This window comes from Pantoea sp. alder81 (genome assembly GCF_020179835.1).
In the GTDB taxonomy this organism is placed as follows: domain Bacteria; phylum Pseudomonadota; class Gammaproteobacteria; order Enterobacterales; family Enterobacteriaceae; genus Pantoea.
In genome coordinates, this window is record NZ_JAIUDA010000006.1 from 285,389 (window position 1) to 310,812 (window position 25,424).

The 25,424-nt window shown below is 54.9% G+C and carries 19 protein-coding genes and 2 pseudogenes; 16 read left to right on the top strand and 5 right to left on the bottom strand.

Features of this window, described 5'->3' with window-relative positions:
- Positions 1 to 12 precede the first annotated feature (12 nt).
- Together ppnN and queF are read right to left on the bottom strand one after the other, a co-directional pair.
- Complete coding sequence (gene ppnN / locus LBW88_RS17750; RefSeq protein WP_224933411.1) at positions 13 to 1,368, bottom strand: nucleotide 5'-monophosphate nucleosidase PpnN; 1,356 nt, start codon at positions 1,366 to 1,368, stop codon at positions 13 to 15.
- A gap of 186 nt (positions 1,369 to 1,554) precedes the next feature.
- Positions 1,555 to 2,400, bottom strand: a complete 846-nt coding sequence (queF, locus tag LBW88_RS17755; protein WP_224933410.1) for an NADPH-dependent 7-cyano-7-deazaguanine reductase QueF — start codon at positions 2,398 to 2,400, stop codon at positions 1,555 to 1,557.
- Positions 2,401 to 2,462: 62 nt separating this feature from the next.
- Between queF and syd the strand changes: the two genes are divergently transcribed.
- From syd to LBW88_RS17775, 4 genes are all read left to right on the top strand, one after another.
- Positions 2,463 to 3,011 carry a SecY-interacting protein gene (gene syd / locus LBW88_RS17760; protein WP_224933409.1) on the top strand — a complete coding sequence of 183 codons (549 nt, stop codon included), beginning with the start codon at positions 2,463 to 2,465 and terminating at the stop codon, positions 3,009 to 3,011.
- Positions 3,012 to 3,601: 590 nt separating this feature from the next.
- Positions 3,602 to 3,928, top strand: a complete 327-nt coding sequence (locus LBW88_RS17765; RefSeq protein WP_224933408.1) for a YqcC family protein — start codon at positions 3,602 to 3,604, stop codon at positions 3,926 to 3,928.
- Entirely contained in the window at positions 3,928 to 4,707 is a 780-nt protein-coding gene (truC, locus tag LBW88_RS17770) for a tRNA pseudouridine(65) synthase TruC (protein WP_224933407.1), read from the top strand. Before LBW88_RS17765 ends, truC begins: the two co-directional genes overlap by 1 nt.
- A gap of 12 nt (positions 4,708 to 4,719) precedes the next feature.
- Complete coding sequence (locus tag LBW88_RS17775; RefSeq protein WP_224933406.1) at positions 4,720 to 5,166, top strand: flavodoxin; 447 nt, start codon at positions 4,720 to 4,722, stop codon at positions 5,164 to 5,166.
- A gap of 126 nt (positions 5,167 to 5,292) precedes the next feature.
- On the opposite strand, the gene garD is transcribed toward LBW88_RS17775, so the two are convergent.
- The gene (garD, locus tag LBW88_RS17780) at positions 5,293 to 6,852 is read right to left on the bottom strand and encodes a galactarate dehydratase (RefSeq protein ID WP_224933405.1); all 1,560 of its coding nucleotides are present in this window, start codon (positions 6,850 to 6,852) and stop codon (positions 5,293 to 5,295) included.
- Positions 6,853 to 7,141: 289 nt separating this feature from the next.
- Positions 7,142 to 7,189 (bottom strand): annotated as a pseudogene (locus tag LBW88_RS26645) (LEPR-XLL domain-containing protein); the annotation flags it as partial.
- 169 nt (positions 7,190 to 7,358) lie between these two features.
- On the opposite strand from LBW88_RS26645, the gene LBW88_RS17790 reads away from it, so the two are divergent.
- The 6 genes from LBW88_RS17790 (at position 7,359) to LBW88_RS17815 (ending at position 14,352) form a co-directional block, all read left to right on the top strand.
- Positions 7,359 to 8,705 (top strand): MFS transporter, encoded by a 1,347-nt coding sequence (locus LBW88_RS17790; protein WP_224933404.1) that lies wholly within the window; start codon positions 7,359 to 7,361, stop codon positions 8,703 to 8,705.
- Between the two features lie 9 nt (positions 8,706 to 8,714).
- Positions 8,715 to 10,061, top strand: coding sequence for a glucarate dehydratase family protein (locus LBW88_RS17795; RefSeq protein WP_224933403.1), 1,347 nt, complete (start codon positions 8,715 to 8,717; stop codon positions 10,059 to 10,061).
- Between the two features lie 10 nt (positions 10,062 to 10,071).
- Positions 10,072 to 11,403, top strand: coding sequence for a glucarate dehydratase (gene gudD / locus LBW88_RS17800; RefSeq protein ID WP_224933402.1), 1,332 nt, complete (start codon positions 10,072 to 10,074; stop codon positions 11,401 to 11,403).
- 52 nt (positions 11,404 to 11,455) lie between these two features.
- Positions 11,456 to 12,223, top strand: a complete 768-nt coding sequence (garL, locus tag LBW88_RS17805; RefSeq protein WP_224933401.1) for a 2-dehydro-3-deoxyglucarate aldolase — start codon at positions 11,456 to 11,458, stop codon at positions 12,221 to 12,223.
- A 19-nt stretch (positions 12,224 to 12,242) separates the two neighbouring features.
- Positions 12,243 to 13,127, top strand: coding sequence for a 2-hydroxy-3-oxopropionate reductase (gene garR, locus LBW88_RS17810; protein ID WP_224933400.1), 885 nt, complete (start codon positions 12,243 to 12,245; stop codon positions 13,125 to 13,127).
- 85 nt (positions 13,128 to 13,212) lie between these two features.
- On the top strand, positions 13,213 to 14,352 hold the full coding sequence (locus LBW88_RS17815) for a glycerate kinase (RefSeq protein WP_224933399.1): 1,140 nt from the start codon (positions 13,213 to 13,215) through the stop codon (positions 14,350 to 14,352).
- Positions 14,353 to 14,571: 219 nt separating this feature from the next.
- Here the strand turns inward: LBW88_RS17815 and barA are convergent, their stop codons facing one another.
- Positions 14,572 to 17,301 carry a two-component sensor histidine kinase BarA gene (gene barA, locus LBW88_RS17820; RefSeq protein ID WP_224933398.1) on the bottom strand — a complete coding sequence of 910 codons (2,730 nt, stop codon included), beginning with the start codon at positions 17,299 to 17,301 and terminating at the stop codon, positions 14,572 to 14,574.
- Positions 17,302 to 17,527: 226 nt separating this feature from the next.
- Between barA and rumA the strand changes: the two are divergent.
- The 6 genes and pseudogenes from rumA to queE all read left to right on the top strand — a co-directional run.
- Positions 17,528 to 18,065 (top strand): annotated as a pseudogene (rumA, locus tag LBW88_RS17825) (23S rRNA (uracil(1939)-C(5))-methyltransferase RlmD); the annotation flags it as partial.
- Positions 18,066 to 18,097: 32 nt separating this feature from the next.
- Complete coding sequence (gene relA / locus LBW88_RS17830) at positions 18,098 to 20,332, top strand: GTP diphosphokinase (RefSeq protein ID WP_224933397.1); 2,235 nt, start codon at positions 18,098 to 18,100, stop codon at positions 20,330 to 20,332.
- A 138-nt stretch (positions 20,333 to 20,470) separates the two neighbouring features.
- Entirely contained in the window at positions 20,471 to 21,277 is an 807-nt protein-coding gene (gene mazG / locus LBW88_RS17835; protein ID WP_224933396.1) for a nucleoside triphosphate pyrophosphohydrolase, read from the top strand.
- A gap of 235 nt (positions 21,278 to 21,512) precedes the next feature.
- Entirely contained in the window at positions 21,513 to 23,150 is a 1,638-nt protein-coding gene (gene pyrG / locus LBW88_RS17840) for a glutamine hydrolyzing CTP synthase (RefSeq protein WP_224933395.1), read from the top strand.
- A gap of 77 nt (positions 23,151 to 23,227) precedes the next feature.
- Entirely contained in the window at positions 23,228 to 24,523 is a 1,296-nt protein-coding gene (gene eno / locus LBW88_RS17845) for a phosphopyruvate hydratase (protein WP_084936397.1), read from the top strand.
- 149 nt (positions 24,524 to 24,672) lie between these two features.
- Positions 24,673 to 25,344, top strand: a complete 672-nt coding sequence (gene queE / locus LBW88_RS17850; protein WP_224933394.1) for a 7-carboxy-7-deazaguanine synthase QueE — start codon at positions 24,673 to 24,675, stop codon at positions 25,342 to 25,344.
- Positions 25,345 to 25,424 lie beyond the last annotated feature (80 nt).

Sequence of the window (25,424 nt, forward strand, 5' to 3'; positions counted from 1 at the left end):
CTTCCTGGTGGGTTATTTAATGATTTCGTAGCAGGGGATGTAGGCGCTGCCCGGCAGCTTCATACGCTGTTGTGCGACGAAGCCCTGCAGTAGCTCATCCATGCGATGCATGATGTCCGCGTCACCCTGAAGCTGGTAGGGGCCTTTCTCACGAATTTCGCGGATACCCACTTCCTTGACGTTTCCAGCAACGATACCAGAGAAGGCGCGACGCAAATCTGCCGCCAGTTTCTCCGCAGGCTGGTTGGGGAACAGTTTCAGATTGGCCATATTTTCGTGCGTGGGCAGGAAGGGAACCTGCAACTCTGGCGCGATACGAATCGACCAGTTAAAGCTGTAGGCATCGCCAGTTTCACGACGATACTCTTTCACCTGCGGCATCGCTTTCTTCATCAGACGCGCCACTTCAGCCGCATCATCAATGATGATTTTGTAGTGCTTACGTGCAGTTTCGCCCAGCGTGTTGACGATGAAATCATCCAGTACGCGGAAGTAGTCGGCACTCTCTTTGGGTCCGGTCAGAATCAGCGGCAATACCTGATCGCTGTTGTGCGGATTCATCAGAATGCCCAGCAAATACAGCAACTCTTCTGCCGTGCCGACGCCGCCAGGGAAAATCACAATACCATGGGCGATGCGTACAAAGGCTTCGAGGCGTTTTTCGATATCCGGCATGATGATCAGTTCATTCACCAGCGGATTAGGTGGCTCAGCCGCGATGATGGACGGCTCAGTCAGACCAATGAAACGGCTGTCATGATAGCGCTGCTGAGCATGGCCCACCGCTGCACCTTTCATCGGCGCTTCCATTACGCCAGGCCCGCAGCCAGTACAGATGTTAAGCTCGCGCAGGCCCATTTGCGTGCCGACATTACGGCAATACTGATATTCCACGGCGTTAATCGAGTGGCCACCCCAGCACACCACGGTGTTGGGATATTCGCCGATGTGCAGCGCACGCGCGTTACGCAGGATTGAGAACACCTGATTGGTAATGTGCGCGGAATCATCAGCGTTCTGCTGATCGCTGCGCTCAAGCTGGCCATTCACAAACAGGATATCGCGCAGCACGGCAAACAGGTTGGCCTGCAATGAGCGGATGATACGGCCATCTACAAAGGCTTCTTCAGGCGGATTAATCAGTTCGAGCTTTACGCCACGCTCACGGCGCAGCACGTTGATATCAAAGCTTTCAAAGCGGGAGAGCAGTTCCTGACTACTGTCGGTCTGGCTGCCGGAGTTGAGCACCGCTAATGAGCAGTTGCGAAAAAGCTGGTAAAGGTCGCTGCTGGCCGTTTGCTTCAGCATGTCGACTTCCAACTGGGAGAGCAGATCCATTGAGCCAAGCGGGCTGATATGTGTAATCAAGAGAACTCCTTTACACGCAAATGCGTGACGGGTGACGCTGCGCTTAACCTGCTGAACGCAGTGACGAAAATCCTTCGGGACGCAGGTCTAAACCTTAGCGCCTTTGACAGAGTAACGTTGTCCGCAGTGAATGCTCAAGTGGAACCGCGCATCCGTGCTGCGGCCTGCGAGGCGTCTCGCAATCTGTTACTGACGTACCAGACGGGAAAATCCTGGAGAGAAGGGAACGTTGCTGCGCCACGGGTTGATATCCAGCCCACCACGGCGCGTATAGCGTGCATAGACGGTCAGGGACTCTGGTTGGCAAAAGCGTTGGATGTCGTTGAAAATACGCTCAACGCACTGTTCGTGGAATTCATTGTGCTGGCGGAAGGAGATCAGATAACGCAGCAGGGCTTCGCGATCGATACGCGGGCCTTTATAGCGAATCATCACTGAACCCCAATCGGGCTGATGAGTGATCAGACAGTTGGATTTCAGCAAATGGCTCACCAGCGTTTCTTCAACCACTTCACTGCCCGCAGCCTGCGCTAAATAATCGGCATTGAAAGCATAGTCGTGGATCTCGATATCCTGTTCGTCGATGACATCGCCGTTGAAATGGCCGATCGGCTGGCCTTCCACTTCGCCCAGACGGAACAGCGCCACGCTGACCTCGCCATTGGCGCAGGCGCGTAGATCACGCTCGAGTGTCTGTCGCACTTCGCCCCAGTCAGCGAAACGCGTCTGGTTAAAACTGTTAAGATAGAGCTTAAAGCTCTTGGACTCGATCAGGTTTTCGCTGTCCGCGCGCAGCACCACTTCGCCCACCGCCACTTGCGGCACGCCTTTGCTGTTTAGCCAGGAGAGTTCGTACAGCGTCCAGATATCTGCGCCCTGAAACGGCAGGTTATCTGGGTAAAGCCCAAGCGGTTCACGATTCAGGCTGCGCGGCACCGATTGCAGCAGCGTGTTATCGTAGTGATCAACATAAGCCGTGGGCTTACCTAACGTCAGGCCGCTTAACGCCTGATCGCGGTTTTCAGAAGACATATCGGTTACCACTAAATTCCATCAAAGTGGCTAAGTGTAACCGATCACAAGCGAGAAGATGAATGATGCAGCAAACCGCAGATGCCCTGCGTGAGTTTACCGCCCGTTATGTGCAACATTGGCAGCAGCAGGCAGGACATCTGCCCGCCAGTGAGGATCTGCTGGGTGTGCCATCCCCCTGTGTTGTCAGCACGCTGGATGATCGTGTTCTGTGGCAACCACAGCCGTTTACCTTGCCAGCGACCCTGGAAGCCGTCGAGCGAGCGCTGGAAATTCAGCTGCACTCTGATATCAATGCCTTTTACACCTCGCAATTTGCCGGTGATATGACCGCGACCTTTCAACAGCAGCCGGTTACTTTGTTACAGGTGTGGAGCGAATCAGACTTTACCCGCTTGCAGGAGAATCTGATTGGCCATCTGGTGATGAAGCGCCGCTTAAAACAGAGTCCAACATTATTTATTGCTACTACTGAATCGGAGCAGGATGTGATTGCTCTGTGTAACCTTTCAGGTGAAGTTATTCTTGAACAGCCTGGTAGTAAAAAGCGTCAGGTACTGGCCACGAGCATTCAGACATTTCTTAATGATTTACAACCGGTTAGTACCTGAGTGGCAGATTTCGCAGGTTGGGTTTGTAAGAGATCTCTCACATTAGGTGTGAGAGATCGCTAGATCATCTTGCAGCCATCCGGAAGATAAAGATGTAAAAATATTGTGAATCATAAGCTTATGGCATCACTCCTAAAATTAGTAGTGTGAGAAATCTATTAACGCGACTTACTAACTTGTTATTGCGATGGTTTCTGACAGAATAGTCACCACTGGCAGGATGCTGGGGATTAAAGAGACGTTCAGGAGAATGTCAGCCAGGAGGCAGGAACGTAACGGAGTTTACGGCACATGGAAGGCTTCAGGATGAAGCAGGACACTCAGGATTGAGTCAGGGACACCTCCAGGACGGAGAATGAGAGCCACGTGGATGGTGGTGGGCCAGGATGCTAAGGATAACTGTCACGATGACAGGCAATGGAAAGCAGAGGAAGAGTTGTCATGGATGAGCAGGGAGCACAGCGGTGGCGGGAATGCTGCGAACGAAACCGGGAGCACTGTAATCACAGTGCTCCCTTTTTTTATGCCTTTTTTGCAGCGTGAACGACTAATGGTATGCTTGCCGCCCAATTTTTCTCTGGAGGTGGCGTATGTCGTCGCAAATGATTATTCAACAGCTGCAGCAGATCGAAGCGGTGATGCGCGAACACGGCCACTGGCAGACGCAATCCCCTGAGGCGGCAGCCTTCGCCAGCACTGAACCTTTTTGTCTCAATACCATGGAGCCGCTAGAGTGGCTGCAATGGGTGCTCATCCCACGCTTTTCTGCGCTAATCGAAGCTGGCGCGCCACTGCCGCAGAATTTCTCTGTGACGCCTTACTATGAAGTCGCGTTACCAGCCACCACGTCAGGCCATGCAGTCCTGTTGCTGACATTAGGGCAGTTTGACGCGCTTTTTCAGGATCCGACCTCTTAATGTTAGAAATCCTTTATCAAGATGAGTGGCTGGTCGCCGTCAATAAACCCTCAGGTTGGCTAGTGCATCGTAGCTGGCTCGATCGCGACGAGAAAGTGGTGGTGATGCAAACGGTACGCGATCAAATTGGTCAGCACGTATTTACCGTACATCGTCTCGATCGCCCCACCTCCGGCGTGCTGTTAATGGCGCTCTCCAGCGAAGTGGCGCATTTGCTGTCACAGCAGTTCGAGCAGCATAAAATGCAGAAGACCTATCACGCAGTGCTGCGTGGTTGGCTGGATGGCAGCGCGACGCTCGACTACCCGCTGATCGAAGAGCTGGATAAAATTGCCGATAAGTTCGCGACTCAGGAACGTATCGCACAGGAAGCCGTCACCGACTATCGCTCGCTGGCACAGGTGGAAATGCCTGTGGCGATCAGCCGTTACGACAGCGCGCGTTATACCCTGGTGGAGATGTCACCGCATACCGGCCGCAAACATCAGCTGCGTCGCCATATGGTGCACCTGCGCCATCCGATTATTGGCGATAGCGCCCATGGCGATTTGCGGCAGAACCGGGGTGCAGCAGAACACTTTGGTATGAATCGATTGATGCTGCATGCCAGCGCACTCAGCCTGACGCATCCGGTGACCGGAGAACCTTTGGTAATTCGCGCGGGGTTGGATCGCGTCTGGCAAGGCATGCTGCAACAGTTTGGCTGGCAGGAGCAGATCCCTGACGTTCCCAGGGTTGAGTTTGCCGACGAGGCAGTCCAGGATAAGCCAACAGAATAAAGGAGCGGCAAGATGGCAAAGATTGGCATTTTTACAGGTACGGTTTACGGCAATGCATTGCTGGTAGCGGAAGAAGCGCAGCCGGTACTGGAAGAGCAAGGCCACGAAGTGAAAGTCTTTGAAGATCCGTCACTGGCGGATTGGCAGGCTTACAGCAAGGATGTGGTGCTGATTGTCACTTCCACCACCGGCCAGGGTGATTTCCCGGACAATATTGCTCGTTTGTATGTGCAGGTACGCGATGAAGTCGGTTACCAGCCGGAGTTGCGTTATGGCGTGATTGCGTTGGGTGACAGCAGCTATGACAACTTCTGCGGTGCGGGCAAAACCTTTGATGCCACCTTGCAGGAACAGAGTGCCAAACGCATCGGTGATGTACTACTGGTGGATGCCACAGAAGATCCAGAGCCTGAGTCAGTAACTACACCGTGGGTTGAGAACTGGGGTAAACTGCTGTAATTCTGCCTTCGCGTTGGCTCTTGCAAGCGACCATAGGCAATCTAAAGGGCCTGAAAATGAGGTGATGATATTTCAGGCCCTCCAGATTGTTCCTCTCTCCGATGTTGGGAGAGGGGCAAATGGCCATCAGGTCACCGGTGCCGGATTAAACACCGCCAGCTGATTGCGGATTCCCCAGCGATCGGACCAGGTTTGTTTGCGACCACTGGCAATCTCCAGAATCAACTCAAACAACCGCCAGCCCACCTGCTCAATACTCTCCTCGCCGGTAGCAATGGTGCCCGCATTGATATCCATCAGATCGTGCCAGCGCTCAGCCAGCGCATTGCGTGTCGCCATCTTAATTACCGGAATCGCAGCCAGACCATATGGCGTGCCGCGGCCGGTGGTGAACACCTGCAAGGTGATCCCGGATGCCATCTGCTGGGTGCCGCAGACAAAATCACTGGCCGGTGTTGCCGCATAGATCAAACCGCGCTTTGTCGGGCGCTGACCGGGTGACAGCACTTCCACAATCGGGCTGCGGCCTGATTTGGCTATCGAACCGAGCGCTTTCTCCACCACGTTCGCCAGTCCACCTTTCTTATTCCCCGGCGAAGGGTTGGCGCTGCGATCGGTTTGTCCCTGGCTGAGATAATCGTCATACCACGCCATCTCTTCCAGCAGACGTTGACCGACGTTTTCATCGACCACGCGCGGCGTCAGCAGATGTATCGCATCGCGTACTTCGGTCACCTCAGAGAACATCACCGTGGCACCGCAGCGCACCAGCAAATCAGAGGCGAAGCCGACAGCCGGGTTGGCGGTGACGCCGGAAAACGCATCGCTGCCGCCGCATTGCGTGCCAATCACCAGTTCTGATGCCGGGCACGTTTCACGCTGGCGCTGATTAAGCTTCTTCAAATGGCGTTCGGCGACTTGAAGAATCTCATCCACCATCGCGCCGAAACCGACATGACGCTCATCCTGCAAACGCACAATGTCATGATCATCCAGCGAAATCGCCTGTACATCCGGCGTGCCGGTTAGCAGACGCTCTGGCTGTAACTTCTCGCAGCCGAGACTGACGATCATCACTTCGCCACCAAAATTTGGGTTGAGCGCGAGGTTATGAATGGTGCGGATTGGCACCACCGCAGCGGGCGCGTTGATCGCCACACCACAGCCATAAAGATGGTTCAGTGCCACCACGCCATCGACGTTGGGATAGCGCGGCAGCAGATCGCGTTCAATGATTTGCACTACGTAATCTACGACGCCAGCCACACAGTGCACGCTGGTGGTAATACCGAGCAGATTGCGCGTTCCCACGCTGCCATCGGCGTTGCGATAACCCTCAAAGGTGTAACCTTCGAGCGGTGGCAGATCGGGGGGAACATTGTTCGCCAGGGGTAAACTGTTGAGCGGAGGCGCTTCGGGTAGCGCCACCAGCGATTCTTCAATCCAGCTGCCTTGTGCAATCGGGCGCAACGCGGTGCCAATCACTTCGCCGTAGCGCAGGATGACGCCGTTTTCAGGAATATCCACCAGCGCCACTTTATGTCCCTGCGGCACGTGTTCAGTGAGCCGCAAGCCATCTTCAAAGTGGGTGCCAGCGGGTGACCCCTGATTGTTGACCACGATCGCCACGTTGTCGGCATCGTGTACTTTTATATAAAGCGGTTTCTCTGTTAGCGGTCGGTTCATTGCTCACCTTCCAGTGCGTCGCGCTGTACATGGCAGCGCGTTGTAAATGCTTCCGTCACGTCATCATTTTTTGCCAGCCTCAGTATATGCAGGGGTATTGGCCAGCGCATTGTGCAACTGACTGGCTTTTAGCGGTTTTAATCGCGGAGTTTGGTTCGTTTATCCAAATACAAGTGAACGGACTCACAAAGCGCACGTTGACTGGCTGCTTCTTAATCAATTCATGGGTGAAAAATCAGGTTCCGTGAGCTACGCCGCAGGGATATGTGCAATTGCCATAAAATCCGTATCAATCACCGCTCATCATCATGCGTTCTTCCAATGCCTCGTGGTGGGGCTGTTCCTATACTGATTCTCGTTCTTCAACGTTTGGTTATTTGTCACGACGCATCATCGTTTTGCCATAACAACAATCGCCGTGTTTAACCCGACATCATTCTGATACCCAACGCGATGTGTATGCAGTCAGAGTGAATGTAGCGTTCGCTATATTTCAGGAGTGCAACATGAATAGTTTCAGCCAGACAGCGGAAGCGGTGCAAAAACGCACCAACGCCCGTTACTGGATTGTGGTGATGTTATTTATCGTCACTTCATTCAACTACGGTGACCGTGCAACCATTTCGATTGCCGGTTCCGCGATGTCTAAAGATATCGGCCTCGATTCGGTCGGTCTCGGCTATATCTTCTCCGCCTTCTCATGGGCTTACGTTATTGGACAAATTCCTGGCGGCTGGCTGCTCGACCGCTTTGGCTCAAAACGCGTCTACTTCTGGAGTATTTTCCTCTGGTCGCTGTTCACCCTGCTGCAGGGCTTTGTCGATCTGTTCAGCGGCTTCGGCATCGTGGTTTCACTGTTCCTGCTGCGCTTTATGGTCGGCCTGGCTGAGGCCCCGTCGTTCCCGGGTAACAGCCGAATTGTTGCGGCCTGGTTCCCGGCACAAGAGCGTGGGACTGCCGTGGCGATTTTTAACTCGGCGCAGTATTTCGCCACGGTGATCTTCGCACCGATCATGGGCTGGCTGGTGGCCGAGGTAGGCTGGGCACATGTGTTCTGGTTTATGGGCGGTCTGGGCATCATCCTGAGCTTCGTCTGGTTGAAGTTTATGCACGACCCGAACAACCATCCGGGCGTCAACAAAGCCGAGCTGGAGTATATGGAACAGGGCGGTGCGCTGATCAACATGGATGCCAAAAAGGCCGAGCGCAAAGTGAGCTGGGACGAGAAGTGGTTCCAAATCAAGCAGCTGCTGGCGACTCGCATGATGTGGGGCATCTACCTCGGACAGTACTGCGTGAATGCGCTGACCTACTTCTTTATCACCTGGTTCCCGGTGTATCTGGTGCAGGCACGCGGCATGTCGATTCTGAAAGCAGGCATGATCGCCTCGATTCCCGCCATCTGCGGCTTCCTGGGCGGCGTGTTAGGTGGTGTGATTTCCGATTACCTGATGCGTAAAACCGGTTCGCTGAACATTGCGCGTAAGACGCCAATTGTGGTCGGCATGCTGCTCTCCATCAGCATGGTGATGTGTAATTACACCGACACCGAATGGGTGGTGGTGCTGTTTATGGCAATGGCGTTCTTCGGCAAGGGCATTGGCGCGCTGGGCTGGGCAGTGATGGCGGATACCGCACCGAAAGAGATCAGTGGTTTGAGCGGCGGCTTGTTCAACATGTTCGGCAACTTCTCCGGCATCGTCACGCCAATTGCTATCGGCTACATCATCGCCGCTTCCGGTTCTTTCGAAGGTGCGCTGATTTATGTGGGGATTCACGCCTTTGTCGCTGCATTTAGCTTCCTGTTCATTACGGGCGATATCAAACGTATTGAACTGAAACACCGAGCATAAGGACGAGATATGAATACGCAAAGTAGCCCGGTGATCACCGATATGCAGGTGATTCCGGTTGCCGGTTACGACAGCATGCTGCTGAACATTGGCGGTGCGCACAGCGCCTGCTTCACCCGCAACATTGTGGTGTTGACCGACAGCGATGGTCACACTGGCGTTGGTGAAGCGCCGGGCGGCGAGACCATCTATCAAACGCTGATGGAGGCGATTCCGCAGGTCAAAGGCCAACAGGTGGCGCGCATGAACCGCCTGGTGCAGCAGGTGCACAAAGGCAATCAGTCGGCGGATTTCGATACCTTCGGTAAAGGTGCCTGGACCTTCGAACTGCGCGTCAACGCGGTCGCCGCGCTGGAAGCGGCACTGCTGGATTTGCTGGGCCAATGCCTCGGCGTGCCGGTGGCAGAATTGCTCGGCCCGGGCCAGCAGCGTGATGAAGTGACGGTACTCGGTTATCTGTTCTATCTCGGCGATCGACGCAAAACCGATTTGCCCTATCTGACCGGTGAAGGTGCCAGCCATGACTGGTATCACCTGCGGCATCAGGAAGCGCTGACGCCAGAAGCGGTGGTGCGCCTGGCGGAAGCGGCACAGGACAAATACGGTTTCAAAGATTTCAAACTGAAGGGCGGCGTATTGCCGGGCGAGCAGGAGATTGAATCCGCGGCCGCCCTGAAAAAACGTTTCCCGGAGGCGCGCATCACCGTCGATCCCAATGGTGCCTGGACGCTCGATGAAGCCATTCGTTTATGCAAAGGCATGGGCGATGTGCTGACCTACGCTGAAGACCCGTGCGGTGCCGAACAGGGCTATTCTGGCCGCGAAGTGATGGCGGAGTTCCGCCGGGCCACCGGATTGCCGGTCGCCACCAATATGATCGCCACTAACTGGCGTGAGATGAATCACGCGGTGATGCTCAACTCAGTGGATATTCCGCTGGCCGATCCGCACTTCTGGACGCTAAGCGGCGCGGTGCGTGTGGCGCAACTGTGTGATGACTGGGGCTTAACCTGGGGTTGCCACTCCAACAACCACTTCGATATTTCGCTGGCGATGTTCACCCACGTTGGCGCGGCGGCACCGGGCAAACCCACCGCTATCGATACCCACTGGATCTGGCAGGAAGGCGATCAGCGCCTGACCAAAGAGCCGCTGCAAATCCGCAACGGCAAGATTGCCGTGCCGGATAAGCCAGGCCTCGGCGTCGAGCTGGATTGGGATCGCCTGCATCAGGCCAATGCCCTGTACAAATCACTGCCGGCGGGATCGCGTAACGACGCCACGGCGATGCAGTATCTGGTTCCCGGTTGGTCATTCGACCGTAAGCGTCCGGCCTTCGGTCGCCGTCATGCATAAGGAGCAGGAAATGAGTCAGACACCAAAAATCACATCGCTGCAGGTCATTCCGGTGGCCGGTCACGACAGCATGTTGCTGAATCTGAGCGGTGCCCATTCGCCGTTTTTCACCCGTAACATCGTCATCATCAAGGACAACGCCGGCCACACCGGCGTGGGCGAAATTCCGGGCGGCGAGAAAATTCGTCAGACGCTGGAAGATGCGGCGGCGCTGGTGGTGCAGAAAACCGTGGGTGAATACAAAAACATCCTCAATCTGGTGCGCAGCACCTTTGCCGACCGCGATTCCAGCGGACGCGGTAATCAGACCTTTGACCTGCGCACCACCATCCATGTGGTGACCGGCATTGAAGCGGCGCTGCTGGATCTGCTCGGTCAGCATCTGGGCGTCAACGTTGCCTCGCTGCTTGGCGATGGCCAGCAGCGTGACCGCGTGGAGATGCTGGGTTATCTGTTCTACGTTGGCGACCGCACCAAAACCTCGCTGCCGTATCAGAGCCAGGAGACGGACAAGTGCGATTGGTATCGCCTGCGCCATGAAGAGGCGCTGACGCCGGATACCGTGGTGCGTCTGGCCGAAGCCGCGTATGAGAAATATGGCTTCAACGATTTCAAACTGAAAGGCGGCGTGCTGCGCGGTGGCGAAGAAGCCGAAGCCGTCACGGCGCTGGCTAAACGCTTCCCACAGGCGCGCGTCACGCTCGATCCCAACGGTGCCTGGTCGCTGAATGAAGCGATCATCCTTGGTAAGCAACTCAAAGGCGTGCTGGCCTACGCGGAAGATCCGTGCGGCGCCGAGCAGGGCTATTCGGGCCGCGAAGTGATGGCGGAATTCCGTCGCGCGACCGGTATGCCGACTGCCACCAATATGATCGCTACCGACTGGCGTCAAATGGGCCACACGCTGTCACTGCAATCGGTGGACATCCCGCTGGCCGATCCGCATTTCTGGACCATGCAGGGCTCGGTGCGCGTGGCGCAGATGTGCCACGACTTCGGCCTGACCTGGGGTTCGCACTCCAACAACCACTTCGATATCTCGCTGGCGATGTTCACCCACGTGGCGGCAGCTGCGCCGGGCGCGATTACCGCCATCGATACCCACTGGATCTGGCAGGAGGGCAATCAGCGCCTGACCAAAGAGCCGTTCCAGATCAAAGGCGGCATGGTGCAGGTGCCGCAAAAACCGGGTCTTGGCGTCGAGCTGGATATGGATCAGGTGATGCAGGCCAATGCGCTGTATCAGAAACACGGTTTGGGCGCGCGCGACGATGCGCAGGCGATGCAGTTCCTTGTGCCGAACTGGACATTCGATAACAAGCGTCCGTGCCTGGTGCGCTAACGTTTCCGGCGCCCCGTGCGGGCGCCTGTTGTAACAGACAGGAGTAAAGACAATGAGCAATGCCTGGCCGAACCATTTTCGTCGTCGTTTGCAGGCAGGGGAAACCCTGATTGGTAGCTGGTGTGCGCTTGCCAGCCCGATTTCCACCGAAGTTCTGGGGCTGGCAGGCTTTGACTGGCTGGTGCTGGATGGTGAACATGCGCCGAACGACATCACCACCTTTATCCCGCAGTTGATGGCGCTGAAAGGCAGCCACAGCGCGCCGGTGGTGCGTCCACCGTGCAACGAACCGATCATCATCAAACGCCTGCTGGATATTGGCTTCTATAACTTCCTGGTGCCATTTGTGGAAACCGAGGAAGAGGCGATTCGCGCCGTGGCCTCAACGCGCTATCCGCCATCGGGCATTCGCGGCGTGTCGGTTTCGCATCGCAGCAATATGTACGGCACGCTGCCGGATTATAACGCCACCATCAATGACAACATCACGGTGCTGGTGCAGATCGAAACGCAGCAGGCCGTGGATAACATCGATGCGATTGCTGCTGTTGACGGCGTGGATGGCATCTTTGTCGGACCGGGCGATCTCTCGGCGGCGATGGGCTATCTCGGTCAGCCTGCACATCCTGAAGTGCTGAAGGTGATCAAACATATCTTTGAACGTGCCAAAGCAGCGGGCAAGCCGAGCGGGATTCTGGCGCCGGTGGAAGCCGACGCACGCCGTTATCTCGAATGGGGCGCCACATTCGTTGCCGTGGGCAGCGATCTCGGTGTTTTCCGCAACGCCACTCAGGCGCTGTGCGACAAATTTAAGAAATAACTGACGAAGAGGAAAGGCAATGAAAATTGGATTTATCGGCCTCGGTATTATGGGCAAACCGATGAGTAAAAACCTGGTGAAAGCCGGTTATTCACTGGTCGTTCGCGATCACAACGTCAGCAATGAAGCCGAACTGGTGGAGCTGGGTGCTACCGTGGCGAAAACGCCAAAAGAGGTGGCTGAGCAGGTCGATGTGTTGATCACCATGGTGCCGAATTCACCACAGGTGAAGGAAGTGTGCCTCGGCGCCAACGGCATTATCGAAGGTGCGAAGGCGGGTCTGATCGTCATCGACATGAGTTCCATCGCGCCGCTGGCCAGCCGTGAAGTGCACGATGCGCTGGCTGAGAAAGGTATCAAGATGCTCGATGCGCCGGTCAGCGGCGGCGAGCCGAAAGCCATTGAGGGCACGCTGTCCGTGATGGTCGGTGGTGATAAAGCGGTGTTCGATCAGTGCTACGACATCATGAAAGCCATGGCGGGATCGGTGGTGCATACCGGTGATATCGGTGCAGGCAACGTCACCAAGCTGGCAAATCAGGTGATTGTGGCGCTGAATATCGCGGCCATGTCCGAAGCGCTGTCGCTGGCAACCAAAGCGGGCGTGAATCCGGAGCTGGTATATCAGGCCATTCGTGGCGGACTGGCAGGCAGCACGGTGCTGGACGCCAAAGCACCGATGGTACTGGACCGTAACTTCAAGCCAGGCTTCCGTATTGACCTGCATATCAAAGACCTGGCGAATGCGCTGGATACCTCACACGGCATTGGCGCGCATCTGCCGCTGACTGCTGCGGTGATGGAAATGATGCAGGCGCTGAAAGTCGACGGCAAGGGCACATCTGACCATAGTGCGCTGGCTTGCTATTATGAAAAATTAGCTCAGGTCGAGATCACCCGGTAGTTTGCCTGTCCGGTGTCTGCGGATGCCGGACGGCTTACTGCATTAGCAGGACGGAACTCCGTCACCCATCGCGCTCGGATTGCCTATGAAAATTGTCATCGCACCGGATTCATATAAAGAGAGTTTGTCCGCCCTGGAAGTGGCTGCGGCGATTGAAGCGGGATTTAGCGAGATTTTTCCCGACGCCGAATACGTGAAAATACCGGTCGCCGACGGTGGTGAAGGCACGGTAGAAGCCATGGTGGCGGCGACGCAGGGAAGTATTGTCAGATTAACCGTGACCGGACCACTCGGTGCGCCTGTTGAGGCCTTTTACGGATTATCGGGTGATGAGCGCAGCGCCTTTATTGAAATGGCGGCAGCCAGCGGTCTGGAACTGGTGCCTGCCGCGCAGCGTGACCCGCTGATCACCAACTCTTATGGCACCGGCGAGCTGATTAAAAACGCGCTCGACCGCGGTGTTGAACATATCATTATTGGCATTGGCGGCAGCGCCACCAATGATGGTGGGTCCGGCATGATGCAGGCGCTGGGTGCCCGTTTGCTGGACCAACAAGGCAATGAGATTGCCTTTGGCGGCGGTGCGTTACCCCAGTTAGCGCGCATCGAAATCGACCAGCTGGATAAGCGCATTCAGCAGTGCCGCATCGAAGTGGCCTGCGATGTCACCAATCCTTTGACCGGTGAAGAGGGCGCCTCGGCGATTTTTGGTCCACAAAAAGGGGCCACGCCGGAGCTGGTAAAGCAACTGGATAAAGCGCTGGCGCATTACGCTGAGATTATCCATCGCGATTTAGATATCGATGTAATGCACATCGCCGGCGGCGGTGCAGCGGGTGGCATGGGCGCGGCGCTGCATGCATTTTGTCAGGCCGAGCTGCGTCGCGGTATTGAGATCGTGACCGAAGCCCTGGGATTAGCCGATCAGGTGAAAGATGCCGATTTGGTGATCACCGGCGAAGGGCGCATTGATAGCCAGACGATTAACGGTAAAGTGCCGATTGGCGTGGCGAAAGTGGCGAAGCAGTTCAATAAGCCGGTGATTGGTATCGCCGGGAGTTTAACCGCAGATGTTGGCGTGGTGCATCAGCACGGGCTGGACGCGGTGTTTAGCGTGCTGTTTAGCATAGGCTCGCTGGAAGATGCGCTGGCCAATGCCGCGCAAAATGTGCGACTCACTGCGCGTAATGTGGCGGCGACGATCAAGCTAGGGCAAGAACTGTAACCCGGCGCGAACCGTAGCGGCGCGACGTATCGCACGTGTTTACCGGATGCGGTGCCGCGCTGCTTCAGATAACGCACGATTTATCGCGCGTGTTTACCGGATGTGTTGCCGTACTGCTTCAGACTACACACGATTTATCGCGCGTGTTAACCGGATGTGGCGCAGTGCCGCTTCAGGTAACGCACGATAAATCGCGCCGCACCAAGTCTGAAAACTCCATCACATGACGCCCAACACCTTCCGCGCTTCACGCGCCACGTTCGCCATCTCATCACTCAATTCAAGCAATTCCGGCTCCAGCGCTTCAATATCGCTCTCCTGATGCAGGCTCTTCTCTAGCTGCTGGCACAGCTGTTTCAATCGTGGCACGCCGCTGTAGCTGGCGCTGCCGTGCAGCTTATGGATGATCTCGCGCAGGCCAACAACATCGTTACTGGCCATGCAACTCTCCACGCGATCTTCCACTTCCGGCAGGAAATCCAGCAGCATTTGCAGCAGATCGCGTGCCAGATCCGGTTTATTGGCGGCCTGGCGCAGCGCCAGTGTCCAGTCGAGCGACGGCGCAACATCGGGCAACAGTGTCGCTGTTGCCGTGGGATTCGGAGCATAACGCTGCAACAGCTGACTCAATTTACCTTCATCAATCGGCTTCGCCAGATAATCATTCATTCCGGCACCAATCAGCTGCTGACGTTCGCCATCCAGTGCATGTGCGGTGACCGCGACAATCGGTGTATTCGCATGCAGCGGCAGGCTGCGGATAATTTCACTGGCGCGAATGCCATCGATATCCGGCATCTGGATATCCATCAAAATCACATCCAGCTTATGTAACCGCGCCTGTCGGATGGCTTGTTCCGCGTTATCACACAGAATGATGTGCTGAACCTGCTCCTCCAGCAGAGCGCCAATTAATTTCAGATTGGCAGGATTGTCATCCACCGCCATCACCGTCAGCGGCTGGCGGGTACTGTGCGGTAAGGCATCGTTATGCAGACTGTGCAAATCCAGTAGCATCGGCAGCAGGCGTGTCAGTGAAACCGGTTTGGCAATACAGCCCGCAATGCCCCGCGCGCGCAGATCGTCGGCAAACAGCATCATCTCGCTCGGAAGTGCCAGCAGCACTGAGTCGGCATGCGCGCGCAGGCGCTGAATCAAAGCATCCGGTAGCGTCGCGGGATGCGGATCGCTCACCGGTAATCCCATTAACAGCAGTGGGAAGCGGGTATCCGGCAACTCTTCCAGCGAAGCGAAATGCTGCACTTGCAGCGGCGTGATGCTGAGCATCTCCTGAACCGCTTTCGCTACCGCAGCATGCGGTTCGATATAGGCTAATGGGGTGGCACGCAGATCTTCCAGCATGCGCGGGATCGGTGGCGCGTTAGGATTGAGATCGAGATGGACGTGCACCCAGAAAGTGGATCCCTGATTCTGACGGCTGTGGAAGGCAATCTCGCCGCCCATTTCAGACACCAGTTTTTGCGTAATCACCAGGCCTAATCCGGTGCCGCCATGGCGCCGCGAAATACTCGCATCCGCCTGACGGAAAGCCTGGAACAGCTGCGACTGCTGCTGCTCGGAAATACCAATGCCGGTGTCGTGAATCTGAATTTCCAGCCCGACGCGCGTATTGCTCAGGCTGCGCAACTCGACGCGCAAATCGATATGGCCCGTTTCGGTAAATTTAATCGCATTGCCAATCAGATTGATCATGATCTGCTGTAACCGCAGCGGGTCACCAATCACATTATCCGGCACCTGTTTTTCCAGGCAGACGGTGATCTCTAATCCCTTGTCATGTGCTGAAGGTGCCAGCAGCACCAGGGTTTCATCCAGCGTGGCGCGCAGCGGGAACGGGATCGATTCCAGCACCAGCTTGCCCGCTTCGAGCTTCGAAAAATCCAGCACATCGTTGATGATGCTCAGCAGGTTGTTGGCCGAGCGCTCAATGGTGCTCATATAATCGCGCTGGTTGGTACTTAACCCGGTTTTCAGCATCTGGCGGGTAAAGCCAATCACGCCATTCAACGGCGTTCGCAACTCGTGCGACATATTGGCGAGGAACTCTGATTTGATACGTGCGGCTTCCTGCGCGCGCTTCTTCGCCAAATCCAGTTCGACGTTTTGAATCTCCAACTGCTCCAGCGTTTCACGCAGATCGTAAGTGGCCTGATCAATATTCTGCTGCATCTCTTCATGGTAAGCGGTGAGCGACATCGCCATGGCGTTGATGCCGTTTTTCAAAATACTCAGCTCACCCAGCATATAGCCATCAACGCGGCTGTCGAGCTGGCCACGGCGTATGCGGTCTACTGTGGAAACCATATTGCGAATCGGCCCGGTGACATCGCGCATCAGGCGATAGGCAAACAGCATGGCGATACATAAGCAGAATAGCAGCAGCAAGGTGGCCACAAACACCTCTTTGTACTGCTCCAGTCGCACCGATTGCAGATCCAGTTCAATGGCCACATAACCCAGCGGATTGCCGGCCGGCTTGGCGTCTTCTCCTGGCAGTTCATCCACCGAATAACGCTCGGAGATGATTGGCGTGCGCAGCACCATCAAATTGCCGTGGCGCTCGACGGAAACGCCATCTTCCAGCGTCGAGATATCTTCTTTCTGCAATAACGCCAGATTTTGGTTGTTGTTCGAGGTGACGTAGATGTGATTGTTATTGTCGAAAATAGTAATGGCACGGACAATATCGGAATGACGACGATGCAGCAGGCTGACCAGCTCGCGAATCGCATCACGGTTGTGCCAGGTCATGCCGTATTCGCTGGATACCGCCAGCGGTTCGATAATGTTCGATCCGGCATCGCGCACCTGATGCTGTAACTCGTTATAGCGGTGCACCACGAAGAAGGTACTGAGCAACAGACCAATCATTAAGGTTGGCGCCAGTATCAAAATCATCATTCGCGCCCGCAGGCTATATTTGGTCATAATTGTGGTCTGGCAATTCTCGGCATTAATCCCTGTGCACTCACCTTGCGCGGCGGCACACCCAATTCCTCACACTATGGCGCAATTTTACTCCGCAAAACAGCATGTAGCGACTCCGCGGGGTGGAATTGGCACAGCGCCCCATTTTGGTGCCCAAACGTGAGGCGTGATAACCGCTGTTGCACCACTGTCTCAATATCTTTCAGACGTTGAGAAGCCCAGCGCTCTTATTCTGGCGGATAAGGGAGCGCCGCTGGCGCTGCGTCATCTTGATGCAGTGCCTGTAAAGGATCTTGCAAAACTGGAACGTTTTTCGCATGAGCACAAGCGCTCGGATGCGCGAGGCGTTTTGCGGCAGGGTCATCAGCCAGCCTGTAGGAAAGTTCGTACAAATTTCTTTGGGTGTGGAGGGTGTTGCAGCATTAGTCCGACAGGCAGCGTATAATGCTGAGCTGAATAATCTTAAAAATGTCCGCTTTTTCCCGCACAACCTGGAAGAAGACGTTGCCCACCAGCCGTGGGCAGCACAGGGATTTAACAAGGTGTTACGGGATCCAGCACGCGCTGGAGCCGCGGGTGTGATGTCGCATATCGTTAAACTTGCGCCGCAACGCGTGGTCTATGTTTCCTGTAACCCAACAACACTTGCGCGCGACAGTCAGGCATGACTGTCGGCGGGCTACCATTTGGAAAGGGTCGCGATGCTGGATATGTTCCCACATACCCGTCATCTCGAATCCATGGTGCTGTTTAGCAAAACATAAGCGGCGTTTTCGTCGTTATGGCAGGAGAGGATATGGTTGCGGTTAGAAGTGCGCATTTAAATACGGAAGGGGAGTTTGCCCTTGACCAGTGGATCGCCAGTTTAAATATCAATAATCCGCAATCCTGTCAGCGATTGGCGGACACCTGGCGCTACTGTGAAACCGAAACGCACAACCATCCAGATCAGGCTCTGCTGCTATGGCGCGGTATTGAGATGGTGGAAATTCTCACCATGCTCAGTATGGATAACGACAGCCTGCGCGCTGCTTTGCTGTTCCCGCTGGCTAACGCCGATGTGGTCAGTGAAGAAGAGCTGGAAGAGTCTTTCGGCAAAGGCATTGTGTCCCTGGTGCACGGCGTGCGCGATATGGATGCGATCCGCCAGCTGAAAGCCATCCACAATGATTCGATGGCTTCCGAGCAGGTGGATAACGTACGTCGCATGTTGCTGGCGATGGTGGAAGATTTCCGCTGCGTCGTCATCAAGCTGGCGGAGCGCATCGCCCACCTGCGTGAAATGAAGGACGCGCCAGAAGACGAACGCGTCCTCGCCGCCAAAGAAAGCACCAACATCTATGCGCCGTTAGCCAACCGTCTGGGTATTGGTCAGCTCAAATGGGAGCTGGAAGATTACTGCTTCCGCTATCTGCATCCTGATGAATACAAACGCATCGCTAAATTGCTGCATGAACGTCGCATTGACCGCGAAGGGTACATCGATAACTTCGTGAGTAATCTGCGCTCGGAGATGCAGAAAGAGGGCGTGCGCGCCGAAGTGTATGGCCGCCCTAAACATATCTACAGCATCTGGCGCAAGATGCAGAAAAAGTCGCTGGCGTTTGACGAACTGTTCGATGTGCGTGCGGTGCGCATCGTCGCGGAACGTTTGCAGGATTGCTACGGCGCGCTGGGTACCGTGCACACGCTGTATCGCCATCTTCCCAGCGAATTCGACGACTACGTTGCCAATCCAAAGCCCAATGGTTATCAATCGATTCACACTGTGGTGCTCGGTCCGCAGGGCAAGACGGTAGAGATCCAGATTCGTACGCGCCAGATGCATGAAGATGCAGAATTAGGCGTTGCCGCGCACTGGAAGTACAAAGAAGGCCCAACCTCCAGCAACGCGCGTGGTGCCGCAGGGCACGAAGAACGCATTGCGTGGCTGCGTAAGCTGATCACCTGGCAGGAAGAGATGTCCGATTCTGGCGAGATGCTGGAAGAGGTGCGCAGTCAGGTATTTGACGATCGGGTGTACGTGTTTACCCCGAAAGGTGACGTGGTCGATCTGCCATCCGGTTCAACGCCACTCGACTTCGCTTATCACATTCACAGCGACATCGGCCATCGCTGCATTGGTGCCAAGATCAGCGGCCGTATCGTACCGTTCACCTATCAGTTGCAAATGGGCGATCAGATTGAAGTGATCACCCAGAAGCAGCCGAACCCGAGCCGCGACTGGCTAAACCCGAACCTCGGCTACATCACCACCAGCCGTGGTCGTTCGAAGATTCACGCCTGGTTCCGCAAACAGGATCGCGACAAGAACATTGTGGCTGGCCGACAGATTCTTGAAAGCGAGTTGAGCCAGCTGGATATTAGTTTCCGTGATGCAGAAAAAATTCTGCTGCCGCGTTATAACGTCAGCTCGCAGGATGAGTTGTTGGCAATGATTGGCGGCGGCGATATTCGCCTCAATCAGATGGTTAACTTCCTGCAGGCCAAGCTCAATAAGCCGAGTGCTGAAGAGGAAGATCGCGAAGCGCTGCGTCAACTGACACAGAAATCACATCACCCTTCTTCTGCTCGCAAAGAAAGCGGACGTGTGGTGGTGGAAGGCGTGGGTAATCTGCTGCACCACATCGCACGCTGCTGCCAGCCGATTCCAGGCGACGATATCGTGGGCTTTATTACGCAAGGGCGCGGCATTTCCATTCACCGTGCCGATTGTGATCAGTTAAGCGAACTGATCTCTCATGCACCGGAACGAATTGTCGATGCGGTGTGGGGTGAAGATTACTCCAGCGGTTATTCGCTGGTAGTGCGCGTGACGGCCAACGATCGCAGCGGGTTACTGCGCGATATCACCACAATTCTGGCAAATGAGAAGGTTAACGTGCTTGGGGTTTCCAGCCGCAGCGACACCAAAAAGCAGCTGGCGACCATTGATATGGATATCGAAATTTACAACCAGCAGGTGCTGGGCCGCGTGCTGGCGCGTCTTAATCAAGTGCCGGATATCATCGACGCGCGCCGTTTGAACTGATGTTGCCAGGTTCAGGTCGCCATAAATGGTGACCCTACGTTGTTTCAGCCATAAATAGCGCGTCTACAGTGTTTCGGTGCGCCACAGGGTCGCCATTTATGGCGGCCTTTTCCATTTTTAACTCCTAAGGATTTCCCCATGACAGCCCTGAATCGCCTGCTCACCATTATGCAAACTCTGCGCGACCCGGAACGCGGCTGCCCGTGGGATCGTCAGCAGACCTTCGCCTCCATCGCGCCTTACACGCTGGAAGAAACTTACGAAGTGATCGATGCCATTCAGCGTGAAGACTTTGACGGTCTGCGCGGTGAGCTCGGAGACCTGTTGTTCCAGGTGGTGTTTTACGCGCAGATGGCCGATGAGCAGCAGCGTTTTAACTTCGATGATATTTGTAACGCCATCAGCGACAAACTTGAGCGCCGCCATCCGCACATCTTCGGAGATGTGCAGGCTGAGACCACGCAGGAAGTACTGAAAAACTGGGAAGCGATCAAACACAGCGAGCGTGCCGAGAAGTCACAGCACTCAGCGTTGGATGACATACCTAAAGCTTTGCCTGCACTGATGCGCGCGCACAAAATTCAGAAGCGCTGTAGCACGGTGGGATTCGACTGGAATAACCTCGGGCCGGTGCTCGATAAAGTGCATGAAGAGATCGATGAAGTGATGCACGAAGCGCAGCAGGCGGTGGTCGATAACGACAAGCTGGAAGAGGAGATTGGCGATCTGCTGTTCGCCACCGTCAACCTTTCTCGTCATCTGGGCAGCAAAGCCGAAATCGCCTTGCAGAAAGCCAACGACAAATTTGAGCGCCGTTTCCGTCAGGTTGAAAAGATCATCACGGATCAGGGACTGGCGATGACCGATGCCACCCTGGATCAAATGGAAGCCGCCTGGCAGCAGGTGAAAGTCAGTGAGAACAAAGACTCAGCGATTATTCCATAAATTGCCGATTATTCCTGCGTTGTGCATAATTTGTCCGCTTGCGCTTACTCGATTCAGCCGAGCGGCAACTTTGTGACGCACGTCAACATTTCAACCCCACCTATCCGCTATGTTATCGGCAACAATGCGTGGGGGATGGTGTGATTCATCAATTGTGGCTTAAGACGACTTCGGGTATACTATTTTCCCGTCTTGGTTATTCCACCGTCTTTAAACCTAAACTCTCAGGTTCAGCATGACAACGAATTATATTTTTGTGACCGGCGGGGTCGTATCCTCTCTGGGCAAAGGCATTGCCGCAGCCTCCCTCGCAGCCATTCTTGAAGCACGTGGTCTGAATGTGACCATCATGAAACTCGATCCGTATATCAACGTCGATCCGGGTACCATGAGCCCAACGCAGCACGGTGAAGTGTTTGTTACCGATGATGGGGCCGAAACCGATCTGGACTTGGGTCACTACGAGCGCTTCATCCGTACCAAAATGTCGCGCCGCAACAACTTTACGACCGGTCGTATCTACTCAGAAGTGCTGCGCAAAGAGCGTCGCGGTGACTATCTGGGTGCCACGATTCAGGTCATCCCACACATCACCAACGCCATCAAAGAACGCATTATTGAAGGCGGCGAAGGTCATGATGTCGTGCTGGTTGAAATCGGCGGTACCGTAGGTGATATCGAATCCCTGCCGTTCCTCGAAGCGATTCGCCAGATGGCTGTCGATGTGGGCCGTGAACACACCATGTATATGCACCTGACGCTGGTGCCGTATATGGCGGCTGCAGGCGAAGTGAAAACCAAGCCAACCCAGCATTCAGTGAAAGAGCTGTTGTCGATCGGTATCCAGCCAGATGTGCTGATTTGCCGTTCTGACCGTGCCGTGCCGGCTAACGAACGTGCGAAGATCGCGCTGTTCTGTAACGTGCCGGAAAAAGCGGTTATTTCCCTGAAAGATGTGGATTCCATTTACAAGATTCCTGGCATGTTGAAATCACAGGGCCTGGATGACTATATCTGCAAGCGTTTCAATCTGAGCGCACCGGAAGCGAACCTGGCCGAATGGGAACAGGTGATTTACGAAGAAGCCAATCCGGGCGGCGAAGTGACTATCGGTATGGTCGGCAAATATGTCGAGCTGCCTGATGCGTACAAATCGGTGATTGAAGCGTTGAAGCACGGTGGCCTGAAAAATCGTGTGACCGTGAATATCAAGCTGATCGACTCGCAGGATGTGGAATCTCGCGGTGTCGAAATTCTGAAAGATCTGGATGCTATCCTGATCCCGGGTGGCTTCGGCTACCGTGGTGTGGAAGGCAAAATGCTCACCGCGCAGTATGCACGTGAGAACAATATCCCTTACCTGGGTATCTGCCTCGGTATGCAGATTGCGCTGATGGAATTCGCGCGCAACGTGGCTGGGATGGCTGACGCCAACTCAACGGAATTTGTGCCAGACTGTAAGTACCCAGTGGTTGCACTGATCACTGAATGGCGTGATGAAGAAGGTAACGTTGAGCAGCGTACAGAGCAGAGCGATCTGGGCGGCACCATGCGTCTGGGTAGCCAGCAGTGCCAGCTGACGCCGGAAAGCAAGGTGCGCCAGCTGTACGGTACTGACGTGATTACTGAACGTCACCGCCATCGTTATGAAGTGAACAATCTGCTGTTGAAGCCGATTGAAGCGGCGGGTCTGCATATTGCGGGCCGTTCCGGCGACGACCAGCTGGTGGAGATCATCGAACTCCCGAACCATCCGTGGTTTGTAGCTTGTCAGTTCCACCCGGAATTCACGTCGACCCCGCGTGATGGTCATCCGCTGTTCGCTGGCTTTGTAAAAGCCGCGCAGGAGCACCAGAAGCGGTTAGCGAAGTAAGAGTTTAACGAACAGCGCGCGAACTTTTCGCGCGTTGTTTGTCTTAGGATTGACTAACTTGTACTGAGGAAAATCGAATGTCCAAAATCGTAAAAGTCATCGGTCGCGAAATCATCGACTCCCGTGGCAACCCGACTGTAGAAGCAGAAGTGCATCTGGAAGGCGGTTTCGTTGGTCTGGCTGCCGCGCCATCAGGTGCTTCAACCGGTTCTCGCGAAGCACTGGAGCTGCGTGACGGTGACAAATCTCGTTTCCTGGGCAAAGGTGTAACCAAAGCGGTTGCAGCTGTTAACGGTCCTATCGCTGGTGCGGTAACCGGTAAAGATGCCAAAGACCAGGCGAACATCGATAAGATCATGATCGAGCTGGACGGTACTGAGAACAAATCCAACTTCGGCGCTAACGCCATTCTGGCGGTTTCTCTGGCAGCGGCTAAAGCGGCTGCGGCTTCTAAAGGCCTGCCACTGTACGCGCACATCGCTGAACTGAACGGCACCCCAGGCAAATACTCTATGCCACTGCCAATGATGAACATCATCAACGGTGGTGAGCACGCCGACAACAACGTCGACATCCAGGAATTCATGATTCAGCCAGTTGGCGCGAAAAACGTGAAAGAAGCCATCCGTATGGGTTCTGAAGTTTTCCACAACCTGGCAAAAGTTCTGAAAGCCAAAGGCATGAGCACTGCGGTAGGTGACGAAGGTGGCTACGCGCCAAACCTGGGTTCTAACGCTGAAGCACTGGCTGTTATCGCTGAAGCGGTAAAAGCAGCAGGTTACGAACTGGGTAAAGACATCACCCTGGCGATGGACTGTGCGGCGTCTGAATTCTATAAAGACGGCAAATATGTGCTGGCTGGCGAAGGCAACAAAGCATTCACCTCTGAAGAGTTCACGCACTTCCTGGAAGATCTGACCAAACAGTACCCAATCGTTTCTATCGAAGACGGTCTGGATGAGTCTGACTGGGCGGGCTTCGCTTACCAGACCAAAGTACTGGGCGACAAAATTCAGCTGGTAGGTGACGACCTGTTCGTCACCAACACCAAGATCCTGAAAGAAGGTATCGATAAAGGCATCGCTAACTCCATCCTGATCAAATTCAACCAGATCGGTTCTCTGACCGAAACTCTGGCTGCAATCAAGATGGCTAAAGATGCAGGTTACACCGCGGTGATTTCACACCGTTCAGGTGAAACTGAAGATGCCACCATCGCTGACCTGGCGGTCGGTACTGCAGCAGGCCAGATCAAAACCGGTTCTATGAGCCGTTCTGATCGTGTTGCTAAGTACAACCAGCTGATTCGTATCGAAGAAGCGCTGGGCGACAAAGCCCCGTTCAACGGTCTGAAAGAAGTTAAAGGCCAGTAATGGTCTGTTGATGTGGCCTTAATGGCCGCATCATCGCTGATAAAGCCCCGCCTCGTGCGGGGCTTTTGTTTTTTTGACACGAAGCAGCTGTGAACGCACCGCGAAAATCTGCCATAATCCCCGCCTCGAAATTTAGACGTGAGTGAAAAATGTTCTACCCGATTAACGAAATGTTCCAGACCCTGCAGGGTGAAGGTTTTTACACCGGTGTTCCGGCGCTGTTCATCCGCTTACAGGGATGTCCAGTGGGCTGTAGCTGGTGTGATACCAAACATACCTGGGAAAAGCTGGCCGATCGGGAGACCTCGCTGGGCGATATTCTGGTGAAAACCGTGGAGAGTGACGCCTGGGGCAGCGCCGATGCGGCAATGCTGATTGAGACCATTCAACGTCAGGGCTGGACCGCGCGCCATGTGGTGATCACTGGCGGTGAACCGGCTATTTTTGATTTGCGTCCATTGACTGAGGCGCTGGAAGTGGCCGGTTTTGAGTGCCAGATTGAGACCAGCGGTACCCATGAAGTGCACTGTTCTGACGCCACCTGGGTGACGGTTTCACCGAAGGTGAATATGCGCGGCGGTTATGACGTGTTGCCGCAGGCGTTGCAGCGTGCGGATGAGATTAAACATCCGGTGGCACGCGAGCGTGATGTCGAAGCGTTGGATGTGTTACTGGCGGGTCTGCATGATGATAAGAAGCGCATCGTGGCGCTGCAACCGATCAGTCGTGGCGATGCGGCCACCAAACTGTGTATTGATACCTGCATTGCGCGTAACTGGCGTCTTTCGATGCAGACGCATAAGTATTTGAATATTGCCTGATTAATTCGGTGCGCATCAATGCGCACCCTACAAAAAATTGCACAGGCACCGTAGGGTCGCCATTCATGGCGACCTTGCCC